This window comes from Acidisphaera sp. S103, assembly GCF_009765975.1.
Taxonomy (GTDB): domain Bacteria; phylum Pseudomonadota; class Alphaproteobacteria; order Acetobacterales; family Acetobacteraceae; genus Rhodopila.
Genome location: NZ_LMUJ01000111.1, coordinates 130,392 through 149,411, shown reverse-complemented (window position 1 = coordinate 149,411; position 19,020 = coordinate 130,392). Strand labels below are relative to the sequence as shown.

General features: G+C 63.7%; 19 protein-coding genes. 11 read left to right on the top strand and 8 right to left on the bottom strand.

What is annotated here, in order from left to right:
- Nucleotides 1-24: 24 nt before the first annotated feature.
- Genes GSQ89_RS36760 through GSQ89_RS36745 form a run of 3 tightly spaced genes read right to left on the bottom strand, consistent with a single transcriptional unit; the run spans nt 25 to nt 2,108 of the window.
- Nucleotides 25-450 carry a VOC family protein gene (locus GSQ89_RS36760; RefSeq protein WP_158933073.1) on the bottom strand — a complete coding sequence of 142 codons (426 nt, stop codon included), beginning with the start codon at nt 448-450 and terminating at the stop codon, nt 25-27.
- A gap of 48 nt (nt 451-498) precedes the next feature.
- Complete coding sequence (locus GSQ89_RS39935; protein WP_305782271.1) at nt 499-1,023, bottom strand: UGSC family (seleno)protein; 525 nt, start codon at nt 1,021-1,023, stop codon at nt 499-501.
- 29 nt (nt 1,024-1,052) lie between these two features.
- Nucleotides 1,053-2,108: a hypothetical protein gene (locus GSQ89_RS36745; protein WP_158933070.1), complete on the bottom strand. Its 1,056-nt coding sequence runs from the start codon at nt 2,106-2,108 to the stop codon at nt 1,053-1,055.
- Between the two features lie 190 nt (nt 2,109-2,298).
- Here GSQ89_RS36745 and GSQ89_RS36740 point away from each other — a divergent pair, with 190 nt between their 5' ends.
- Entirely contained in the window at nt 2,299-3,135 is an 837-nt protein-coding gene (locus tag GSQ89_RS36740; protein ID WP_158933069.1) for a formate/nitrite transporter family protein, read from the top strand.
- Nucleotides 3,136-3,235: 100 nt separating this feature from the next.
- Here GSQ89_RS36740 and GSQ89_RS36735 read toward each other — a convergent pair whose 3' ends face one another.
- From GSQ89_RS36735 to lipA, 4 genes are all read right to left on the bottom strand, one after another.
- Nucleotides 3,236-3,685, bottom strand: a complete 450-nt coding sequence (locus tag GSQ89_RS36735) for a hypothetical protein (RefSeq protein ID WP_158933068.1) — start codon at nt 3,683-3,685, stop codon at nt 3,236-3,238.
- Nucleotides 3,686-3,756: 71 nt separating this feature from the next.
- The gene (locus tag GSQ89_RS36730) at nt 3,757-4,821 is read right to left on the bottom strand and encodes a low specificity L-threonine aldolase (protein WP_158933067.1); all 1,065 of its coding nucleotides are present in this window, start codon (nt 4,819-4,821) and stop codon (nt 3,757-3,759) included.
- A gap of 113 nt (nt 4,822-4,934) precedes the next feature.
- Nucleotides 4,935-5,378: a type II toxin-antitoxin system RatA family toxin gene (locus tag GSQ89_RS36725; RefSeq protein WP_158933066.1), complete on the bottom strand. Its 444-nt coding sequence runs from the start codon at nt 5,376-5,378 to the stop codon at nt 4,935-4,937.
- A gap of 13 nt (nt 5,379-5,391) precedes the next feature.
- Nucleotides 5,392-6,366, bottom strand: a complete 975-nt coding sequence (lipA, locus tag GSQ89_RS36720) for a lipoyl synthase (protein ID WP_158933065.1) — start codon at nt 6,364-6,366, stop codon at nt 5,392-5,394.
- A gap of 374 nt (nt 6,367-6,740) precedes the next feature.
- On the opposite strand from lipA, the gene GSQ89_RS36715 reads away from it, so the two are divergent.
- From GSQ89_RS36715 to GSQ89_RS36695, 5 genes are all read left to right on the top strand, one after another.
- Nucleotides 6,741-8,018, top strand: coding sequence for a hypothetical protein (locus GSQ89_RS36715; protein WP_158933064.1), 1,278 nt, complete (start codon nt 6,741-6,743; stop codon nt 8,016-8,018).
- Entirely contained in the window at nt 8,015-8,662 is a 648-nt protein-coding gene (locus GSQ89_RS36710; protein WP_158933063.1) for an HAD family hydrolase, read from the top strand. Before GSQ89_RS36715 ends, GSQ89_RS36710 begins: the two co-directional genes overlap by 4 nt.
- 100 nt (nt 8,663-8,762) lie before the next feature.
- Entirely contained in the window at nt 8,763-9,053 is a 291-nt protein-coding gene (hfq, locus tag GSQ89_RS36705) for an RNA chaperone Hfq (protein ID WP_158933062.1), read from the top strand.
- 113 nt (nt 9,054-9,166) lie between these two features.
- Nucleotides 9,167-10,450 carry a GTPase HflX gene (gene hflX, locus GSQ89_RS36700; RefSeq protein WP_158933265.1) on the top strand — a complete coding sequence of 428 codons (1,284 nt, stop codon included), beginning with the start codon at nt 9,167-9,169 and terminating at the stop codon, nt 10,448-10,450.
- Nucleotides 10,451-10,500: 50 nt separating this feature from the next.
- On the top strand, nt 10,501-11,247 hold the full coding sequence (locus GSQ89_RS36695) for a haloacid dehalogenase type II (protein ID WP_158933061.1): 747 nt from the start codon (nt 10,501-10,503) through the stop codon (nt 11,245-11,247).
- A gap of 54 nt (nt 11,248-11,301) precedes the next feature.
- On the opposite strand, the gene ald is transcribed toward GSQ89_RS36695, so the two are convergent.
- The gene (gene ald, locus GSQ89_RS36690; protein WP_158933060.1) at nt 11,302-12,426 is read right to left on the bottom strand and encodes an alanine dehydrogenase; all 1,125 of its coding nucleotides are present in this window, start codon (nt 12,424-12,426) and stop codon (nt 11,302-11,304) included.
- Nucleotides 12,427-12,548: 122 nt separating this feature from the next.
- Here ald and GSQ89_RS36685 point away from each other — a divergent pair, with 122 nt between their 5' ends.
- The 5 genes from GSQ89_RS36685 to GSQ89_RS36665 all read left to right on the top strand — a co-directional run bounded on the left by GSQ89_RS36685 (nt 12,549) and on the right by GSQ89_RS36665 (nt 18,993).
- Nucleotides 12,549-13,253 carry a haloacid dehalogenase type II gene (locus GSQ89_RS36685; RefSeq protein WP_158933059.1) on the top strand — a complete coding sequence of 235 codons (705 nt, stop codon included), beginning with the start codon at nt 12,549-12,551 and terminating at the stop codon, nt 13,251-13,253.
- Between the two features lie 64 nt (nt 13,254-13,317).
- Nucleotides 13,318-14,580 carry an ABC transporter substrate-binding protein gene (locus GSQ89_RS36680; protein ID WP_158933058.1) on the top strand — a complete coding sequence of 421 codons (1,263 nt, stop codon included), beginning with the start codon at nt 13,318-13,320 and terminating at the stop codon, nt 14,578-14,580.
- Between the two features lie 4 nt (nt 14,581-14,584).
- Nucleotides 14,585-15,214 (top strand): nitroreductase family protein, encoded by a 630-nt coding sequence (locus GSQ89_RS36675; RefSeq protein WP_158933057.1) that lies wholly within the window; start codon nt 14,585-14,587, stop codon nt 15,212-15,214.
- Between the two features lie 345 nt (nt 15,215-15,559).
- A complete protein-coding gene (locus GSQ89_RS36670) occupies nt 15,560-16,888 on the top strand; it encodes a hypothetical protein (protein WP_216856615.1) in 1,329 nt (442 codons plus the stop codon).
- 41 nt (nt 16,889-16,929) lie between these two features.
- Nucleotides 16,930-18,993, top strand: coding sequence for a LodA/GoxA family CTQ-dependent oxidase (locus GSQ89_RS36665; protein ID WP_158933056.1), 2,064 nt, complete (start codon nt 16,930-16,932; stop codon nt 18,991-18,993).
- The last annotated feature ends 27 nt before the right edge of the window (nt 18,994-19,020 follow it).

Below are 19,020 nucleotides of genomic sequence, written 5' to 3'. Positions count from 1 at the left end.
TCGAGGGGGCGTAACGACCCCTGGCTACGTGCCGCGGCCCGCTTTCGGCTGGTTCTCACCCCACTTCATGCCCTCCAGCTTCATGCCGTCGGGATCCAGGAAGAACACGGCGTAATAGTCGTCGTAATATTCCCCCGCCGGATCGACGATCGTGGCCTTCAGGTCGTCCCGTAGGAACGCATCCAATTCATCCACATCCTTCCGACTGCGCAGCCGGAAAGCGTAATGATGGAACCCGACATCCCCAATATGGTGCCGCTGCTTCCGGGGCGGTGGATCTGCCTGAGCGATCCAGAACAGCGTCTTACCGTTGGTCCATCCCATGGTCCCCGGATAGTCCGCCTCGACCTTGAACCCAAGAAACGCGAACAGCCGCTCGTAGAACGCCTTCGATTTCTCGTAATTGCTCACCCGGATCGACAGGTGATCGATGCCAACGACGCGCGCCATATCAGCCCTCCCGATCGACACAGAAACACGCCAAGCCCGTCCGGGTTCCTACCCCAGCGCCAGCAGCCGCCGCATCTGCTCGACCGTCGCCCGCGCCATATCGGCCAACCCGTCATCCGTCGCGCTGCTGACCGGGTGCGCGATCACCGCGAACCCATACCCGGGCATCCCCAGCACACGGCTCATCAACTCAGCCGCACTGACAAACCGAGTCGTCATGACCGCGACAGCAGGCACACCCAAGCGTTCGCCAACAATGGAGTCATGCAGACTGCACGACGAGCAACTGCCTCAGTCGCCGATCCCGGTCACGATCGCGTCCCAATTGACGACCTCACCCACGATATACCCGTCCGCCGGCGCGCTGTAGTTCGACTTCACCCGGCTGACGACGTTGGCCACACCGAATTCGTCCCGCAACATCCGATCGAGGTGAGCGAAGAAGCCCTTCGTCCCCTCTTTGCCGTTGGAGATGAAACCGACCGTCTTCCCCCGCAGCGACAACGGCCGCGGCGCAAGCTGCCCCAGCGGCGGCGCGGACTCATTCGTCGGATCCAGAACCTGGAAAGCCATGATGGCGCCCTTCCCTCCAGTGACAGATTTCAGCCCTTGGGAGGTTCACAGTCAACACAGGCCCCGATCGCCATCGTCACGGCCTGGCTTTTGTGCCCGAGCCACGGCGGGATCACTGCGCCGAACCCGCCCGCCGGCCCACCCGCCGCCACGACGAGCAGATGTTCGGGGGATTCCAGGGCCGGATAGATGCTGTCGCCCCGATCCCGCACCACCGCGCCCTTGCCGACATCGGCCCATTCGCGGCGTGGAATTCTTGCCCGCTCGTAGATGAATGCCGCGATGTCCGTCTTGCTCCAGCCCGCCGCCTGGATGTGTTCGCGCAACTGCTTCGGAATGATCAGCGCGTAGTTGCCGGCGTGCAGCGAATAATGCCGCAGGTTCGCCCGCATCTCGGCGGCGAACGTCTCCAGGATTTCCTCCGGCCGGGTCGTCCATTCGTTCATGATCTGCCGCGGCGCGCCGGCGGCCATGACCGTCACGGCGGACACTTCCTTCGGCATGCCACGCTGTTCGGCGAGGGACAGCCAGGTCGAGTCTTCCTCATCCTCGGCGACGCAAAAGGTGAATTTGCCGGGATGGCCCAGTGTGGACCGATCGATCCCGCCCGGCCGCACATCCAGGATATTGATCAGCGCCAGCCGCAGCGCACGCCCGATCACCGCCGTCGCGCGATCGGAATTGCCCAGCGCATTGAAGCTGCCCGCGGCGCCGAGCTCAAGCCGGATCGGACCGTTCAGGAGAACGAAAACAGCGCAGCCGCCCGTGCTGGCGGTAGCACCATGCAGCAGGAATTTTTCATCCAGCATCGCCATGAAAGCGGTGGCGACCACAGGAAAATGCATCGGCAAACAGCCCGCCATCACCGCGTTGACGGCCAGCTTCTCCGCCGTCACCGCCTGTGCCCGAACCGGTTCGATCCCCAGAAGCTGGTCCGGCGGCATCATCGCCCATTCCAGGCACGCTTCCACGGCGTCCCGCGTCGGCGGCACGATCGGCAGCCCATCGGTCCAGCCGTTGGAATGATAGAGTTCCTGAACGGCCGCGATATCGTCAGCCTGGTAGGTTTTGGACGCGAGTTGCACGAGAGGGTGTCCGTTTGCGGGGGCGTCGTCGTAAGCGAAGCATGGGCCAGCGGTGTTGTCACCAATGGATGCGCGTCGCGCCGGTTCATCGGCACCGCCCGCCAACCCGTCCGTCCCGAATGTGATCCGACCCAGCCACAACGTTCCCAGCCGCCAAGCGTTACGCACCGGCACATCAGCGGGAGCGGCCATGGCAGACGCTGGGGAATCCTCCCCCCATCTGGATCAGCGGGAACAGCGCCAGGCCGCCGCGGGGGCGCCGATCGGCGCGCTGGTGATCCACGAGATCATCCGCGACCAGGGCGAGGAGGAACTCGAACGGTCGTTCAACGGACTGGTCTGGTCGGGAATCGCAGCCGGACTGTCGATCGGGTTTTCGTTCCTGACGCAGGCGACGTTACAGGCGCACCTGCCGGATGCACCGTGGCGGCCGCTGGTGTCCGGTTTCGGCTATTCCGTCGGGTTCCTGATCGTCATCCTCGGGCGCCAGCAATTGTTCACCGAGACGACGCTGACCGCCCTTATTCCGGCGCTGACGCGGCGAAACCTGCATACCGTTCTGCAAACCCTGCGAGTCTGGACCATTGTGCTGACCGCGAATATCGGCGCCACCTGGGTGTTCGCCGGGATCGCCGCTCAGCCGAACATTTTTCCGGACCCGACGGTGCAGGCAATGCAGGACGTCGCGGCGCACACGCTGGAAGGGTCGTTCTGGCACACGATGTTGACCGCCGGGGCGGCCGGGTGGCTCATCGGGTTGATGGTCTGGTTGCTGCCCTCGGCGGATGCGAGCCGGGCGCTGATCATCATTTTGCTGACCTATGTCATCGCGATCTGCCAGTTCCCGCATATCATCGCCGGATCGGTGGAGGCGGCGTTCCGCGTTTTCACCGGCCATGCGACGGTTGCAGACTATGTGGTCCGTTTTCTGATACCGACCTTTCTGGGCAACGCGGTGGGCGGAGCCATCCTGGCCGCACTGCTGAACCATGCGCCGCTGGCCACCGAGTTGACCGAAACGAAGTAGCCGTCAGTTTTTATTAGAGCATGATCGCGCTGGGCGGGACGTCCAGAGCGCGTGAATCATGCGATCAAACAAAGAGCTAGAGCGTTTTCACCCTGCACAGTCAGGGTGAAAACGCTCTAGTCGCGCCGCCAGCCATGTCCCCAGGCGCGGCCGGTGGGTTGGACGGCTTCGCAACCGTCGCGGACCCACCCGCGGTCCCCGTCGCCGCAACGGGCGTCTCCTGCGTTGTGCCACGATGCTTCGTGCTGCCGGTCTTCGTACGGTGACGGGCCGATTTGTGCTGTTCCCGCCAGGCCCGGATATCATCCTCGGTGACGTAGCCTCTATGCGTTGCATCGATCTCGTCGAAATGCTTCGCCACCAGGGTGTCCCCGCCCTTGGCCTCCGCCATGGTCAGGTGCCCGTCATGTGCCAGATTGGCTTGGGCGAAATGCGCCTCCCACGTCATACGCGGATGGTGCTGATGCGGCGCCTTCACTGTTGGCGGGTCGGCGGCAAGTGCCGGCACACTCAAAGCGGACAAAAGCAAAAGGCCAAGAAATCGGCTCATGAAACACTCTCCCAGTGACGTGACCGGGTAAGCCTACAGGCAGATTCTTAACGAAAAATGAACCGGATGATCTAACGCAACGCCTCGGCCACCGTTCGCACGGCGGACTCCACGCCTGCCGCATCGACATCCAAATGCGTGCAAGCCCGCATCCGATATGGGTCCACGACCGAAATCGACACCCCCTCGCGCCGCACCTTCCCCGCCAGCGCATCCGCTGTCAGACCCGTGCCGCGCGTATCGAAGAACACCAGGTTCGTCTCCGGCTCCTCCACCACCAGTCCGGCCACCTGCGCCAACCCGCGCGCCAATGCCCGAGCGTTGGCATGGTCCTCCGCCAGCCGGTCGACGTTCTCATCCAACGCGTACACGCAGGCCGCCGCACACATCCCGGCCTGCCGCAGCGATCCGCCCAGCCGCTGCTTCCAGCGCCAAGCCTCGTCGATGAACGCCTCGGACCCGCACAGAACCGCCCCCAGCGGCGCACCCAGCCCTTTGGTGAAATCCAGCCACACCGAATCGCAATGCTCGGCCGTCTCCCGCGCCGTCACCCCGGCGGCAACCACGGCATTCATCAGCCGGGCACCATCCATGTGGGTCCGCAGCCCCAGTTCATGTGCCGTGGAGAGCACATCGGTCAGTTGCGCCAGCGGCCACACCGCACCACCGCCAGCGTTCGCCGTCTGCTCCACCGCGACCAGGGTCTGCGGCGGCGCATTCCGCCGCTTCTCCCGCAGCGCCGCCTTCATGGTCGTGCTGTCGAACATCCCGCGCGCCCCGCGCAACCCCAGGATCACCGCACCGGCCAACGCACCGGGGCCGCCGCCTTCATTGGCAATGATGTGCGAACTCTCATGCGCCAGGATTTCGTCGCCTGGCCGGCAATGCACCAGGATGGAAATCTGATTGCACATGGTGCCCGTGGGCAGAAATACGGCCGCCTGCTTCCCCGTCAGCGCCGCCATCCGATCGCACAACGCGTTCACCGTCGGATCGTCGCCATTCTGCTCATCGCCGACTTCGGCCCGCAACATGGCGTCCTTCATGCCGGCGGACGGCCGGGTCTGGGTATCGGAGAATAGATTGACCCGAATCGGCGGCAGGGACCGATCCGGGCGGACAGGCGCATAGACCATGACAGATCCTTCCAGAGCGCGATCGTTTGAGGTTGATTTCAACCTGAAACGTGAATCGCCATCTCAGACATACAGGTTAGGGCATGGTAGCTTCAACCTGAAGCTGCCATGCCCTAAGTAACCGGAGGCGGACCATAAACGTCGCGGGCACGCTTAAGGAAGGCGTTCACCATCCGCCGCACCGCCTCGTTGAACACCACACCGATCGCCGCCTGCAAGAGGCGGCTGCGGAACTCGAACTCGACGAAGAACGCCACCTCGGCACCCGTTCCGTGCGGCGAGAAATCCCACTGATTGTTTAAATAGCGGAACGGCCCATTTTCGTATTTCACCCCCACGCGGTTCGGCCGGTCCAACGTGACCCGGCTGGTGAAACTTTCCCGAAACGGCCCGAACCCGATGGTGAGATCGGCAAGCAACTGCGTCTCGCTACGGCTGCGAACCCGCGCGCCGACACACCACGGCAGGAACTTCGGATAGGATCCGACGTCCGCCACCAGATCGAACAGTTGCTCGGGGGCGTACGGTACGATCTGCCGTTCCGCATAAGTAGGCATCAGTACGGAAGCATCAGGCTGCCGATTGCGCCAGTTTCCCGGCACGCGCCGTACGCAACGCCGCGAAATCCGAGTCGGCGTGATAGGAACTGCGGGTCAGCGGTGTCGCCGACACCAGCAGGAACCCCTTGGCCCGAGCGATCGAGGCATACTCGGAAAACTCATCCGGCGTGACGAACCGGTCGACCGCCGCGTGCTTGACGGTCGGCTGCAAGTACTGGCCGATGGTCAGAAAATCGACGTCGGCGATGCGCAGATCGTCCATCACCTGCATGATCTCCGCCTTCGTCTCGCCCAACCCGACCATAAGACCGGATTTGGTGAAGATCGACGGATCGATCTGCTTCACCCGGTCCAGCAGCCGCAGCGACTGGTAATAGCGCGCACCGGGCCGGATCGTCGGATACAGCCGCGGCACAGTCTCCAGATTATGGTTGAACACGTCCGGCCGGGCGCCGGCAACAATCTCCGCCCCGCCCGGCTTGCGCAGGAAGTCGGGGGTCAGCACCTCGATGGTGGTTTCCGGCGCCGCCCCCCGGATCGCCCGGATCACGGCGGCGAAATGCGCCGCGCCGCCATCTGCCAGATCGTCCCGATCCACCGAGGTGATCACCACGTGCCGCAACCCGAGCTTCGCCACCGCGTTGGCGACACGGTCGGGTTCATCCGCCTGAAGATCGAGTGGCTGGCCGGTGCGGACGTTGCAGAAGCTGCAAGCCCGCGTGCAGGTGTCGCCCATGATCATCATCGTGGCATGTCGCTGCGACCAGCACTCGCCGATATTGGGACAAGCCGCCTCCTCGCACACCGTCACCAGGCGATTGTCCCGAATCAACGCCTTGGTCTCATGATAGACGGGATGATTCGGCGCCTTCACCCTGATCCAGTCCGGCTTGCGCTGGATCGGGTTATCCGGCCGATGCGCTTTTTCCGGATGCCTCAGCGGGCCTTCCGAACGATGGTCGATAGTCAGGCGGGTTGTGGACATGATAGCGTCGATGTGGACGGCAGTCTGCAAGCCGTCAAGCAGTCAGGCGGCGGATAAGCGAGATCGTAAGCAAGATGGCCGGAAAACCGGCCTCGATGGGGGTGGGACGACCAGAATCGGGCCAGGCAAGACCGTAGCGGCATAAAAACCGCTGCCGCGAATGCGGTGAACCGGCCTGGATGCGACACGGTCGCCAGTTCCTTGAATGTTACACAACGTCGACATATTATATTGAAACACTTGGCTATTTTTTTAAGATCGTAACAGGCTTGTCAAACTCACCTCCCATAAAATACTACGTCGGGGTGAGGACCGTAGCACCGGGATGGACTTAGACCACCACAGGTTGCAGGGATTGGGCATAAAGGCGAAACATGACAGTTCAGTGTGATCTAACGATCAGCTTCGCCTCCGCTGGCAACAGTCTCGCCTTCCTGGGCGGCGGCTGGGCTCAATCGGAAGACGACTTCACCTGGGGCATCGGCGCCGAAAGCCATCTTGTGTTTCCCCGCCTTGGGGCAGCGGACGAATTCGTGCTGACGCTGGACGTCGTCCCGTTCGTCCACGCCCCGGAACTGCCCGGCCAGCGGCTGATCGTGTCCGTCAACGATACGGTCGTGGGTTCCACCGACATTTCTCGGCCAACTTTATTGGGCTACCGTATCCCCGCCAGTCTGGCCCGCCGCTCCGACAAGATGGTGGTGACCCTCCAACACCCCGACGCTGCCCGGCCGAGGGACTTCTCCGACATCGCCGACGACCGTCCCCTGGCCTTCGCCTTGTTCGAGGCCAAGCTTTACCGGGTCACCGACTCGATCCTGCCGCGGCAAACCCGGCTGCCGACCGGGCTGATGCTGGGTTCCACGCAGGAACGTGGCTTCGGCGCCCGCGGCCATGTGGACCTGACGGAATGGGCGACAACCCGCACCGGCCTGGCCATCCCGCAGATCGCCCTCAAATTCGAATCGCTCGGTGAAAACTGCGAATTCGGCCTCTTCCAACGCCGCTGCGACGCCGAACCACTCGGTTTGCTCCGTTTCTCCAGCACGTTCATGCGCAACCTGATCCGCGGCATCGATAACGGCTTCGCGGGCCTGGGAGAGATCGACGACATCGAGCCGCGGCTCGAAGGCGCGCCCCGCAAGGAATACATGATTCACGAGAAGAAATTCGGCCTCGTGTACCACACCTTCGTTTATGAGGGGCAACGCAGCATCTGGCTGATGCGCGAACAGGAATCCGCCCGGCTAAAGTTCCTCCGCCGCAAATTCCTCGAAGATCTCGAATTGACCGACAAGATCTTCATCTACAAATTCGGCTCCGGCGTCTCGGAGGAGGAGATCCTGCCCCTGCACATGGCGCTGAACCGCCATGGCGAGGCGACGCTGTTATGGGTGGTGCCAGCGGAACGCGACCGGCCGGCCGGCACGGTAGAGGTGGTGATGCCCGGCCTGCTGAAGGGCTACATCGATCGTTTCGCCCCCGACGACAACGCGCATGATTTCTCGTTCGAGGGCTGGCTGCGTGTCTGCGCCAACGCCTGTGTGATGGCCCGCCTGCAGCGCCTGCCGGCCGAACCTGTCGACCCGAACCCCGGCGCCGGGCAGGAGGACGATCCATCGCGGGAGACCGAAGCCCAAGGCGCGAAATGACGGACGGCCGCCCTTCGGTCCTGCTGTATGACTGGGACAACACCCTCGTCGACGGTTGGGCCGGCATCACCGCCGCGCTGAACGCCGTCTTCACCGAGTTCGGCCGCGCGCTGTGGACCGTGGATGATACCCGCAAACGCGTGCGCGTCTCCCTGCGGGAGAGTTTCCCCGTCATGTTCGGCGATCGATGGGAGCACGCCCGCGACATTTTCTACGAAACCCTGACCCACCAGCACCTGCAGCACGTCACCCCCATGCCGGGCGTACCGGCGGTGCTGGAGGCCGGCATCCCTTGGCCCCAGGGCGTGGTGTCCAACAAGGCTGGTGCCTTCCTGCGGCGCGAAACGACTCATCTGGGCTGGGACCGGTTTTTCGGTGCGGTGATCGGCGCGGGCGACGCGTCCGCCGACAAACCCGATCCCGCCCCCATCCATCTCGCGTTGTCGCAACTCGGCCGTCCGGCCGACCCGTCGGTCTGGTACATGGGCGACACCGCGCTGGACATGCAGGCGGCACGCGCCGCCGGGGTGACCGCGGTCCTTATCGGCAACGCCGATCATGATGGGGGAGTTGAACGCGCGGCCCCGCATCTCCACTTCTTGTCGGCCCACGATCTTCACGCACGATTACGTGACCTTGCGTGAGAGGGGGGGACTGTTAGACTGCCGGCACCCGACGGCCGAGCCACGAACCGCCGGGTGAGTGATTCAAGCGAAACTCCCACGCAAAAGAAGGAATTTGGCCGTGGCCAACGAGAAATCGCAAAATGTTCAGGATGTCTTCCTGAATCATGTGCGGAAAAGTAAAACGCCGGTGACGGTGTTCCTTGTGAACGGTGTCAAGCTACAGGGGATCATCACCTGGTTTGATAATTTTTCCGTTCTGCTTCGCCGGGATGGTCATACCCAGCTCGTGTACAAGCACGCCATCAGCACAGTCATGCCTGGTGCGCCGATCCAACTCTTCGACGCGACCAAGGTAGAAGGTGCCGCCGCACCCGCCCGGGAACTCAGCGGCGTGACCGGGGACGACTGATCGCTCAGCCTCCTAAATCAGGTTTTCCCAGAGTGGTTGACCCGCCGAACGGCGATACGTGCATGCCGTCCGGCGTGTTCGCGCCAGCGAATACGGCACCCGTCAAAGGCGGGATGCCGGATGCGCCGACGCGTGCGGCGGTCATCTTACCCTGGGAACGCCAGGGCCGGGACGTGTCCGGCGCCGATCAGCCGCGGGCGGCCGAAGCCAGGTTGGCCGAGGCCGTGGGGCTCACCGCGTCGATCGGCCTGGTCGTCGTCCACACGGCGATATTGCCATTGCGCGCCCGCCGCCCCTCCATGCTGTTCGGCGAAGGCCAGGTCGCGACCCAGGGCCAATTGCTCGGCCACAATCAGGTCGAGGTCGTGATCGTCGATGCCGCCCTGTCCCCCGTGCAGCAGCGGAACCTGGAACGCGCCTGGAGCTGCAAGGTCATCGACCGAACCGGGCTGATCCTGGATATATTCGGCGAACGGGCCGTGACCAAGGAAGGCACGCTTCAGGTCGAGCTCGCGCATCTCGCCTACCAGAGATCCCGGCTGGTCCGGTCCTGGACCCACCTTGAACGCCAGCGCGGCGGCTTCGGCTTCCTGGGCGGCCCGGGCGAAACCCAGATCGAGGCCGATCGGCGCCTGATCGACGATCGTCTGGTCCGGCTGCGGAAAGAACTGGAGCAGGTCCGCCGGACGCGCGGCCTGCACCGGTCCGCGCGCCGCCGCGTGCCATTTCCCGTGGTCGCGCTGGTTGGCTACACCAACGCCGGAAAATCAACCCTGTTCAATGCGCTGACCGGCGCCGAGGTCACCGCGAAAGATCAGTTGTTCGCCACGCTTGACCCGACGATGCGCGGGCTGCGGCTACCGTCCGGCCGGCGTGTCATCTTGTCCGACACCGTGGGCTTCATCAGCCAGTTGCCGCACGAACTGGTCGAGGCATTCCGGGCGACGCTGGAAGAAGTATCCGAGGCCGACATCATCCTGCATGTGCGCGACACCGCGCACCCGGAGACGACCGCGCAACGCGGCGACGTCGTCAAGGTGCTGGACGACATGGTCGCCGACGGCACGCTGGACCCGTCATGGCCGGACCGCACGATCGAGGTGCTGAACAAAGCCGACCTGCTGGGCGGCGTGGCCGAAGTGCCGTTGCGTGATGGCACCATCGCCGTCTCGGCCATCACCGGTGAGGGCCTGGACACCCTGAAAGCCGCGATCGACCAGCGTATCGCCCAGGGGATGGAACTGGCCGACTACGCCATCCCGCCGCAGGACGGCGCGAGGATGGCCTGGCTGTATCAACATGGCGAAGTGATCGAACGGCACGACGACGATGCCGCCGTCCGCCTGAAGGTGCGGTTGCTGCCGGCAGACCGGGCACGCTTCGAACGGCGGGAATAGCCGAACGGTCGGAATAATCGAACGGCCAGAATAGTCGAACGGAGGACGAAATGACCGTCAAAGCCGTCGTATTCGACGCTTATGGCACACTCTACGATGTGCAATCCGTTGCGGGCGTCATCGACACCGCATTCCCCGGCCACGGCGAATACATCACCCAGCTCTGGCGCCTGAAACAGCTTGAATACACCTGGCTGCGCTCGCTCATGGGCCGCTACCAGGATTTCCTGGCCGTCACCCGGGATTCGCTCAGCTACACCCTGGGCACGATCGGCCTGAACGCGGACGCCGCGCTATTCGATCGCATCGTCGAAGCCTACAACACGCTCTCCCCATACCCCGAGGCAGCCGAGGCGCTCGGCCGGCTGTCCCAATACCGCCGCGCCATTTTGTCGAATGGCAGCCCCGGCATGCTTGACGCACTGGTCCGGAACAGTGGTCTGGATCGCTATCTTGAAGCCGTGATCAGCATCGATGCGAAGAAGACCTACAAGCCCGACCCACAGACCTACGAACTGGTCCAGGAACAACTTGGCGTCACCCCGGATGAGGTTGTTTTCGTCTCCTCCAACGGCTTCGACATCGCCGGCGCCAAGAGCTTCGGCTTCAAAGTCGCGCGGATCGAGCGTGTTACCCCGGCGGCATTGAATGCGGAGCTGGCAGGCGGCAACCCGATCGGACCGGGGACGATGTATCGCGCGCAGCGCAGCCTGGCCGAGACGTTGGGCTACTCACCGGATGCCGTTGTCCGTTCGCTGTTGGCGTTGCCGGAATTGGTCCCAACATTGGCCGCGTGAACGCCGGAAATCGAGCGGCCAACGGCCATCGCGACGTCCGCGATAACGGCTGGATCAGTCCCCCGCCTTCAGAACATCCCGTACCTGGGTGTGCCGCAGTCCCAGCGCCCGAGCCACCGCGGCATGGGTCACGTGCCCCGCATGGATGTTCAGGCCCTCGGCCAGATGCGGATCGTCCAGCATCGCCTGTCGCCATCCCTTCCCGGCCAACGCCAGCACGAACGGCAGGGTCGCGTTGGTCAGCGCCTGGGTGGACGTGCGCGCTACCGCGCCCGGCATGTTGGTGACGCAATAATGCACCACCCCATCCTCCACGTATGTCGGGTCGGAGTGCGTGGTCGGACGACTGGTCTCGAAACAGCCGCCCTGGTCGATGGCGATATCGACCAGCACCGAACCCGGACGCATCCGGCGGACCATCGCACGCGAGACCAGTTTCGGCGCCGCGGCACCCGGCACCAGCACGGCGCCGATCACCAGGTCCGCGGCGAGCACGGCATGCTCGATCGCCTCGACCGTGGCGAACATCGTCGTCGCCCGTGGGCCGAATTGAAGGTCCAGCTCCTTCAGCCGTGGGAGCGATCGATCGATGATGGTGACGCTGGCCTCCAGGCCGACTGCCATGCGGGCAGCATTGGTGCCGGAGACGCCGCCGCCCAGCACCACCACCTTCGCGGGCGGCACCCCGGGCACGCCGCCCAGAAGGATGCCGGCTCCGCCTTGCTCCCGCTCCAGGCAGTGGGCGCCGACCTGGACCGCCATACGGCCGGCGACCTCGCTCATGGGCGCCAGCAGTGGCAGGGTGCCAGCACGGTCGGTGACGGTTTCGTAGGCGATGCAGGTCGTGCCCGACCGCATCAAACCCTGGGTCTGACGGTCGTCCGCCGCGAGGTGCAGATAGGTGAACAGCATCTGGCCCTGGCGCAGCAGGGCAATTTCCGCCGGCTGCGGTTCCTTCACCTTGACGACCAACGCAGCCGCGGCGAAGACCTCGGCCGCTGTGGGGACGATCATCGCACCGGCCGCGCTATAGGCCTGATCGTCACAGCCGATCCCGGCGCCCGCATCGTGCTCCATCACCACCTGATGCCCGTGCTGTATCAGTTCCCGAACGCCAGCCGGGGTCAGCCCGACCCGGTATTCGTGGGTCTTGATCTCTTTCGGCACACCGATCTTCACGGGCTTGCTCCTGGCGATGGTCCCCTTGAGATCGGCGGGCGAGCACCCGAGTGCAAGACACGCCGGCCATTCGACTTCCACCGGATTGTTCGCCAACATCGCCCCGTGAGCAAGAGGCGATCATGACCGGCATCGAAACCCTGAAATCATCCATCAAGGTCTGCATGTTCGATCAGTACGGCACGGTCGTGGACATGCAGGGCGGGCTTCGCGACGTCGCCGCCGACTTCCTGGCCGCCAGGGGGTGGACCGGCAACCCGAACGCCTTCGTCACCTGGTGGCGGCGCACCCATTTCGAAAACTCCATGATCGACGCCCTGCTGCAACGTCAGCACACCGCCTACCGCGAGGTCGGGCATCTATCCGTCCGTCAGGTCATGGACCGGGCCGGGATCGCCCACACCGAGGACGACGTCCGTTTCCTCGTCGCCGCCATTGAACGTCTTCAGTGCTTCCCTGAAGTGCCCGCGGCGCTCGACCGGCTGCACACGCGCTTCAAGCTCGTCGTGCTGTCCAACGGCGATCCCGACATGCTGGAGGAGGCGAAAAAGCATCACCGCATTCCGTTCGACGCGGTGATCTCGGTCGCCGAGGCGAACGCGTTCAAGCCCCACCGCGCGACGTATGAGATGGCGGCGCGCAAGATGGGCGTCACGATGGACCAGGTGCTGTTCGTGGCGAACCACGAATTCGACTGTGTCGGCGCCAAGGCGGCCGGCATGCGCACAGTGTTCGTGGACCGCCGCCGCCGGCCGTTCGCACGCTGGCCGCATCAGCCTGACCTGATCGTGGCCAGCATGACCGAACTCGCCGACCTGATGGCGTGAAGTACCCCATTGACGTGCGGCGGCCAGCGCGATGCACTGCCGAGACTTGCGGAAGGAAAACGAAATGCCGATCACGACCCGCCGAACCTTGACGCGCCTGGGCCTCGCCGCGCCCGCGCTGGCCTTGCTGCCGCGCGGGGTGCGTGCCGCCGAACAGACGGTGAAGATCGGCGCCCCCTACCCGCTGACCGGTGGTGCCGCGTCCGCCGGGACCGCGGTGAAACAGGCGATCGAGGTCGCCGTCGACATCATCAACAACCCGCACCCCGAATTGCCGAACTTGCCGCTCGCACCCGGTTCGGGACTGCCCGGCCTGGGCGGCCGCACGGTGCAGGTCGTCTTCGCCGACCATCAGGGCAACCCGGCGATCGCCCAAAGCGAGGCGCTGCGCCTGATCACCCAGGACAAGGCCGTCGCCCTGGCCGGCTGCTACCAATCCAGTTGCACGCTGACAGCCAGCGCGATCGCGGAACGGTACGGTATCCCATTCATGGCCAGCGAGTCGTCGGCACCGAGCCTGACGGAACGTGGTTTCAAGACGTTCTTTCGTCCAACGCCGATCGGCACGGATTTCGGTGCCGCGTACGCCTCGTTCCTGGCAGAGCGCAAGGCCGCCGGGTTCAAGATCGAAAAAGTCGCGCTGGTCAACGAAAACACCGAATATGGCACCTCCACCGGTGACGCGATCATCGCGGCGGTCACCGGCAAAGGCCTGAAAATCGACCCGCGGATCGCCTACAACGCCAATTCGAGCGACGTCAGCGCCCAGGTGCTGCAATTGAAAAGCGCCAGTCCCGACGCGGTTATTTTCGTCAGCTACACGTCGGATGCGATCCTGTTCATGAAGACGATGCATACGCTGAACTGGAAGCCGCCCATCCTGATCGGCGACGATTCCGGCTTTTCCGACAACGCGTTCATCAGCGCGGTGGGGGATCTGGCGCAGGGCGTGTTCAATCGCAGTTCCTACGACGCCGGCAAGCCGGGATCGGCGTCTTTCATCGTCAACGAACTCTACCTGAAGCACGCGGGGCACGCGCTGGACGATACCTCGGCGCGCGGCATGCAGGGATTCCTGGCGTTGATGGAAGCGATCAACCGGGCGGGTTCGACCGAACCGGCGAAGATCGTGGCGGCGTTGGCCAGCCAGGACCTGAAGCCGGAACAACTGATGATCGGCTACAACGGCATCAAATACGACGCCAAGGGGCAGAACACGCTGGCGGGGACATTGCTGGTGCAGTTGGAGGGCAAGAAATACGTCGCCATCTGGCCGGACAAGTCCGCCACCCAGCCCCCTGCCCTGCCGTTCAAGGGCTGGGGCTAGGCGCATGAACACCGACCTGTTCGAGATCATCCGTACCACCCGCTCGATGCGGCGGCTGAAGCCGGACCCGGTGCCGCCCGCACTCATCCGGCAGGTCCTGGAGGCGGGCACGGCGGCGGCCAATGGCGGCAACATGCAGACATGGCGCTTCCTGGTGATCCGCGATCCGGCGATCAAGGCGAACGTTGCGCAGTGGTACCGTCGCGGCTGGCATGAGGTCGTCGGGCCGCGATACCGATCAGGCGCGCCGGCTCCTGGATCGTCTCGGGATCGGTTTGACCGGATGCTGCTGGCAGCGGAACATCTGGCGGACCATCTGCACGAGGCACCGGTGTGGATCGTTCCATGCCTGGTCGGCGGCACCCATACGCGGACCTCGGGATCGTCGATCTATCCCGCGGTGCAGAACATGCTGCTCGCCGCGCGGGCATTGGGGTTGGGCGCAACGCTGACCACGCTGTATCTGCTGTTCGAAAAAGAAGCCGAGGCGGCATTGGGCCTGCCGGACGGCGTGCATTCGTATGCAATCCTGCCAATCGGATACCCATTGGGCAATTTCGGACCGGTCGGACGGGCGGCGTTGGAGGATGTGGTGTTCACTGATCGGTGGGGCGAGGCTTGGTCGGAAGGCTGACCGGGTCGGAGGTGACCACGGGCCGGCGGTGGCCGGCCAGCCCCGGGGTGGTGACATGCGCAAGACAGTCGTCGTCTCAATCCAGTACATTATTCTTACGAATTCGTGCTGTTCACAATAAATAACTCATGTTCATCAATCCCAGACAATTCAGCCACCGCAGTCTGGATCCAACCCGACACTGCAAGACCTTAATATCCCGATATTCCAACACACAGACATTCTTGGGTTGACACGATTTGTAACCGCGACCAATGTCCGGCCAAGAGTAACGGTGCGCTGTTGCCTTTATCACCGACGCTTTGGGGAGCGTCCGTCGGCGTCCCGTCGAACATGGAGGGTGCGATGGGATCGAAACGCCTGGTGGGTGCGATCATCGCTGCGCTGTGGGCAGCGACAAGTTTACCGGCAGCGGCACAACCGGCACCCACACCCTGCACCGCACCATCCACCTGGTTCCCGCACAGCCAGACGCCGGAGCAGAATTCCGCCGGCTTCCCGTCGGACCCCAACAATTGCGACTTCCATCAATGGGCCTGGAACGCATTCCTGTGGCTGACACAGGATGTAAAGGGTGAACCCCGTTTCGAGGCAATGCCGGCGAACGGCATCGAGACGAAGGCCGGGACGCTGGACGCGCTGATCGGGCGTTCGGCCCAGGCGCGGACGCTGGACATCATCGACCAGGCCGGGCCGAACGGCATCATGGTCGATCTGCAAGGTCATCCGATCTATTATTCCATCCATTCCGACTCCACGTTCGGCGACTTCCTCAAGACGAACGGTTTGTTCGATCCCGCAAAGCTGCGAGCGTTCGATCCCAACACGTCGTTTCCGGTCGGCACCCTGACGCTGAAGGCGGCATGGAAAGTCGTCAACCCCGGTGAGAATGTTTCTACTTTCTATACCAGGCACGCACAGATCGCTTTACTGACCACGAAGAACGGTAAAATCGTCCTGTCCGGCAAGACAAAGACGGCAGCGGTGGCGCTGGTCGGCTTTCATATCGCCGGAACCGTCGCCAACCATCCGGAGATGATCTGGGCCACATTCGAGCATCTGCAGAACGCCCCGGATCTGCCCAAGAAAATGAGCGAGATGGGACCGTACGAAAAGGTCTCCGACAAAAACTGGACATTTTACAAGGCCGGGACACCGTTCAAGGATTGCAACATCAATTCCGCCGGTTCCGGGGCACTGAAACTGGATGAGGCCGCGCAGACGCTGACCCCGGTCACCCAGGTCTGCCGCATGGTTCCGTACGGCGGCGGTTCGGACAACAATGTCGCCAACATCAAATCGTTGAACGATTCGGTGCATGCCCAATTGAAAGGCGTCTGGAACAACTACTTCGATGTCGGCGCGATCTGGTTCGCCGCGAACAATGCCCTGAAGCCGAACTGCACGTTCCAGCCCGGCAGCCTGGAGTGCCCGGCCACGTCCGGCAAGCCACTCCTGACCGGTTCCACCCAGTTGTCGAACACCACGGTGGAGACCTTCACGCAGTCGCAAAGTGCGCAGGACAATTGCTTCGCCTGCCACAACACCGTGCAGGTCACATCCCCCAACGCCGTGGCGCCGTCACTGCCAGGGCTGAACGTCGGTATCAGCCACGTGCTGATCAATGAATATTTCGCCGCCGCGTCCCACCCGCCGGCGAAGACGAAACATTAGGTGCTGACCGCCGACCCAATCGGGCCAGAGGAGCCAAGATCATGTCCGGAACTGTTTTTCGCGTGCATCCCGCCATCGGCATCGGGCGAGTGGGCGACAGTGAGGCGTTCTACATCGCACCGGTGACCGCCGCCGGCACCATCGAGCCCGGCGGTTTGATGGGCGGCCTGCCGATCAAGCCCGGCACCGAGGACACGCCGATCACCGCCGACGATTTCCGCGACGCCCACGGCAACGTCAAACGCCAGGCCGCTCGGTTTCGCATCTATGCCTATCCCGCCGGCGGTTCGGGCACCTATCCCACCGGCGCCGGCACCCTGGTGGCCGTGGGTGGTTCTGTCGGTGGCAAGAAGGTCGTCGACATCGTCTGGACCGTGCATCTGGCGAACAAGAAGCTCAACAATTACTCGACCGTCAGCCAGGGCGGCCAGTTCCGCGGCATCGGCGCCTATGAAGACCCCTCGCTGCTCGAACTCCGCAATCCAGACTACAAGGGCAAGACCGATAAGAACGACCCGGTGCGGCTGCGGGAATTGTTCATCGATCCCGGCCCCCGAGCGATCAAGGTGTCCGGCGGAACCTCCGCCGTCGTTGCCTTCGATGCCGCCACCCCGGCAGCCTACGCCAATGCCTCGGCCACCATCGTGTCGGTGCGGGACTACCCGAAAAGCTTCCCATCCGACTTCAACACCCTCTACGAACCCCTGGGTCCGCTCACCTCGCTCGGCGATCTGCGCGTCGATGACAAAGGCGGCCTGGTGGTCGCCGGCGGCTATGCCCGCACTGTCGCGGTCAGCAAGGACGGCCAGCCGGTGGATCCGATGACCCAGGCCACAGAAAACGGCCTGTGGTACGACGATGCCGCCGACGGCCCGGTCAACGCCGTGCTGGTGTTCGACGACAACTCCACCGCCGCGGTGCAGGCGGGCTGGTATGTCACCGGCGACCCCGGCTATGCCCCGCAAACCCGCAACATCATCTCGGTCTGGGACGACGTCTACGACGTCTGGGTGCGCCAGCTAGGTCTGGTGCCCAGCCTGTTCGTCAACGGCCAGTTCCAGGCGAGCTATCAGCCATCCTTCCCCGACGATATCCAACCCACCTTCCACGCCTGCATGCTGCAACGTTGGAACACCAATCTTCCATCGGTCGCCATCAACAACCACGACATGATCGGCGCGATCAAGCCGACCGACGACCCCACATCCAAGATCCCCAACTTCAAGACGCTGCTGCGCGATCCCAACTCAACCGCCGACACCACGACCGGGGCGCCGCTGATGCCGCTATCGCTGGGCGACGCGCAGAAAAGCTTTCTGTCGGTCAGCCAGACCCAGTACTTCCTGCTGTCGCAATGGCACGCCAAAGCCTACCTGCCCGGCCCAGGCTCGGCGCTCGGTCCCGGCGAAATCCTCGACAAAATCACGCTGGAGAATTGCCTCGGCGGCCGCTACAGCCCCGGCATCGAGGTCTCGTTCCCCATCCGCGACACCAACCTGTACATCCAGGACTGGCAGAAACAGGATTGCGGCCCGTTCCGCATCAATCAGGCCCAACTCGACTACAGCAAGGCGACAGCGGACAAACCGTTCCTGACCTTCGGCTACATCCCGTTGCAAGCCATCCCAGTGGAACCAGGCGACATCTCCAAAGCCATGTCGGTTCCGTGGCACACCGACTACAATTCCTGCGCCACGCACTTGCCGGACCCCAATCCACAAGGCAACAACACGCTGTTCTGGTCCTGGCCGGCGGAACGCCCGGTCGCGGTGTATCCGGTGTCGCTGTGCGTTTACGATGCGGCCGCGAAAACCTGGACGGTCGGCCAGCAGGTCTACTCGGTGCGCGGTGCCGGCACGGACACGCCCTATCCCGCGCAGGTCGGACGGTTCCAGAAATATCCCGACTTCGTCAAAAACTGGTTCGACGTCGGCTTTATCATAGAGGGGCCGCAGATCCCCACGGAAACCGGCAAGTCACCGTACCCGGCGAACATCTTCCTGGAGGTGCAAAGCCAGTTCGCCGTGGGCAGCGACTTCGTGCCGCCCTGGCCAACCGCCGACGTGCCGCACTACTCGACGGCACCGGCGGTACGGGGACGCTAGCGCCTGACGGGACCCTGTCTTCCCGAC

What these genes read in the sequence shown, in the direction of transcription:
- GSQ89_RS36760 (WP_158933073.1), bottom strand. Translation starts at nt 450, where the DNA reads ATGGCGCGCGTCGTTGGCATCGATCACCTGTCGATCCGGGTGAGCAAT.
- GSQ89_RS36740 (WP_158933069.1), top strand. Translation starts at nt 2,299, where the DNA reads ATGGCAGACGCTGGGGAATCCTCCCCCCATCTGGATCAGCGGGAACAG.
- GSQ89_RS36735 (WP_158933068.1), bottom strand. Translation starts at nt 3,685, where the DNA reads ATGAGCCGATTTCTTGGCCTTTTGCTTTTGTCCGCTTTGAGTGTGCCG.
- GSQ89_RS36730 (WP_158933067.1), bottom strand. Translation starts at nt 4,821, where the DNA reads ATGGTCTATGCGCCTGTCCGCCCGGATCGGTCCCTGCCGCCGATTCGG.
- GSQ89_RS36725 (WP_158933066.1), bottom strand. Translation starts at nt 5,378, where the DNA reads ATGCCTACTTATGCGGAACGGCAGATCGTACCGTACGCCCCCGAGCAA.
- lipA (WP_158933065.1), bottom strand. Translation starts at nt 6,366, where the DNA reads ATGTCCACAACCCGCCTGACTATCGACCATCGTTCGGAAGGCCCGCTG.
- GSQ89_RS36715 (WP_158933064.1), top strand. Translation starts at nt 6,741, where the DNA reads ATGACAGTTCAGTGTGATCTAACGATCAGCTTCGCCTCCGCTGGCAAC.
- GSQ89_RS36710 (WP_158933063.1), top strand. Translation starts at nt 8,015, where the DNA reads ATGACGGACGGCCGCCCTTCGGTCCTGCTGTATGACTGGGACAACACC.
- hflX (WP_158933265.1), top strand. Translation starts at nt 9,167, where the DNA reads ATGCCGGATGCGCCGACGCGTGCGGCGGTCATCTTACCCTGGGAACGC.
- GSQ89_RS36695 (WP_158933061.1), top strand. Translation starts at nt 10,501, where the DNA reads ATGACCGTCAAAGCCGTCGTATTCGACGCTTATGGCACACTCTACGAT.
- GSQ89_RS36685 (WP_158933059.1), top strand. Translation starts at nt 12,549, where the DNA reads ATGACCGGCATCGAAACCCTGAAATCATCCATCAAGGTCTGCATGTTC.
- GSQ89_RS36680 (WP_158933058.1), top strand. Translation starts at nt 13,318, where the DNA reads ATGCCGATCACGACCCGCCGAACCTTGACGCGCCTGGGCCTCGCCGCG.
- GSQ89_RS36675 (WP_158933057.1), top strand. Translation starts at nt 14,585, where the DNA reads ATGAACACCGACCTGTTCGAGATCATCCGTACCACCCGCTCGATGCGG.
- GSQ89_RS36670 (WP_216856615.1), top strand. Translation starts at nt 15,560, where the DNA reads ATGGGATCGAAACGCCTGGTGGGTGCGATCATCGCTGCGCTGTGGGCA.
- GSQ89_RS36665 (WP_158933056.1), top strand. Translation starts at nt 16,930, where the DNA reads ATGTCCGGAACTGTTTTTCGCGTGCATCCCGCCATCGGCATCGGGCGA.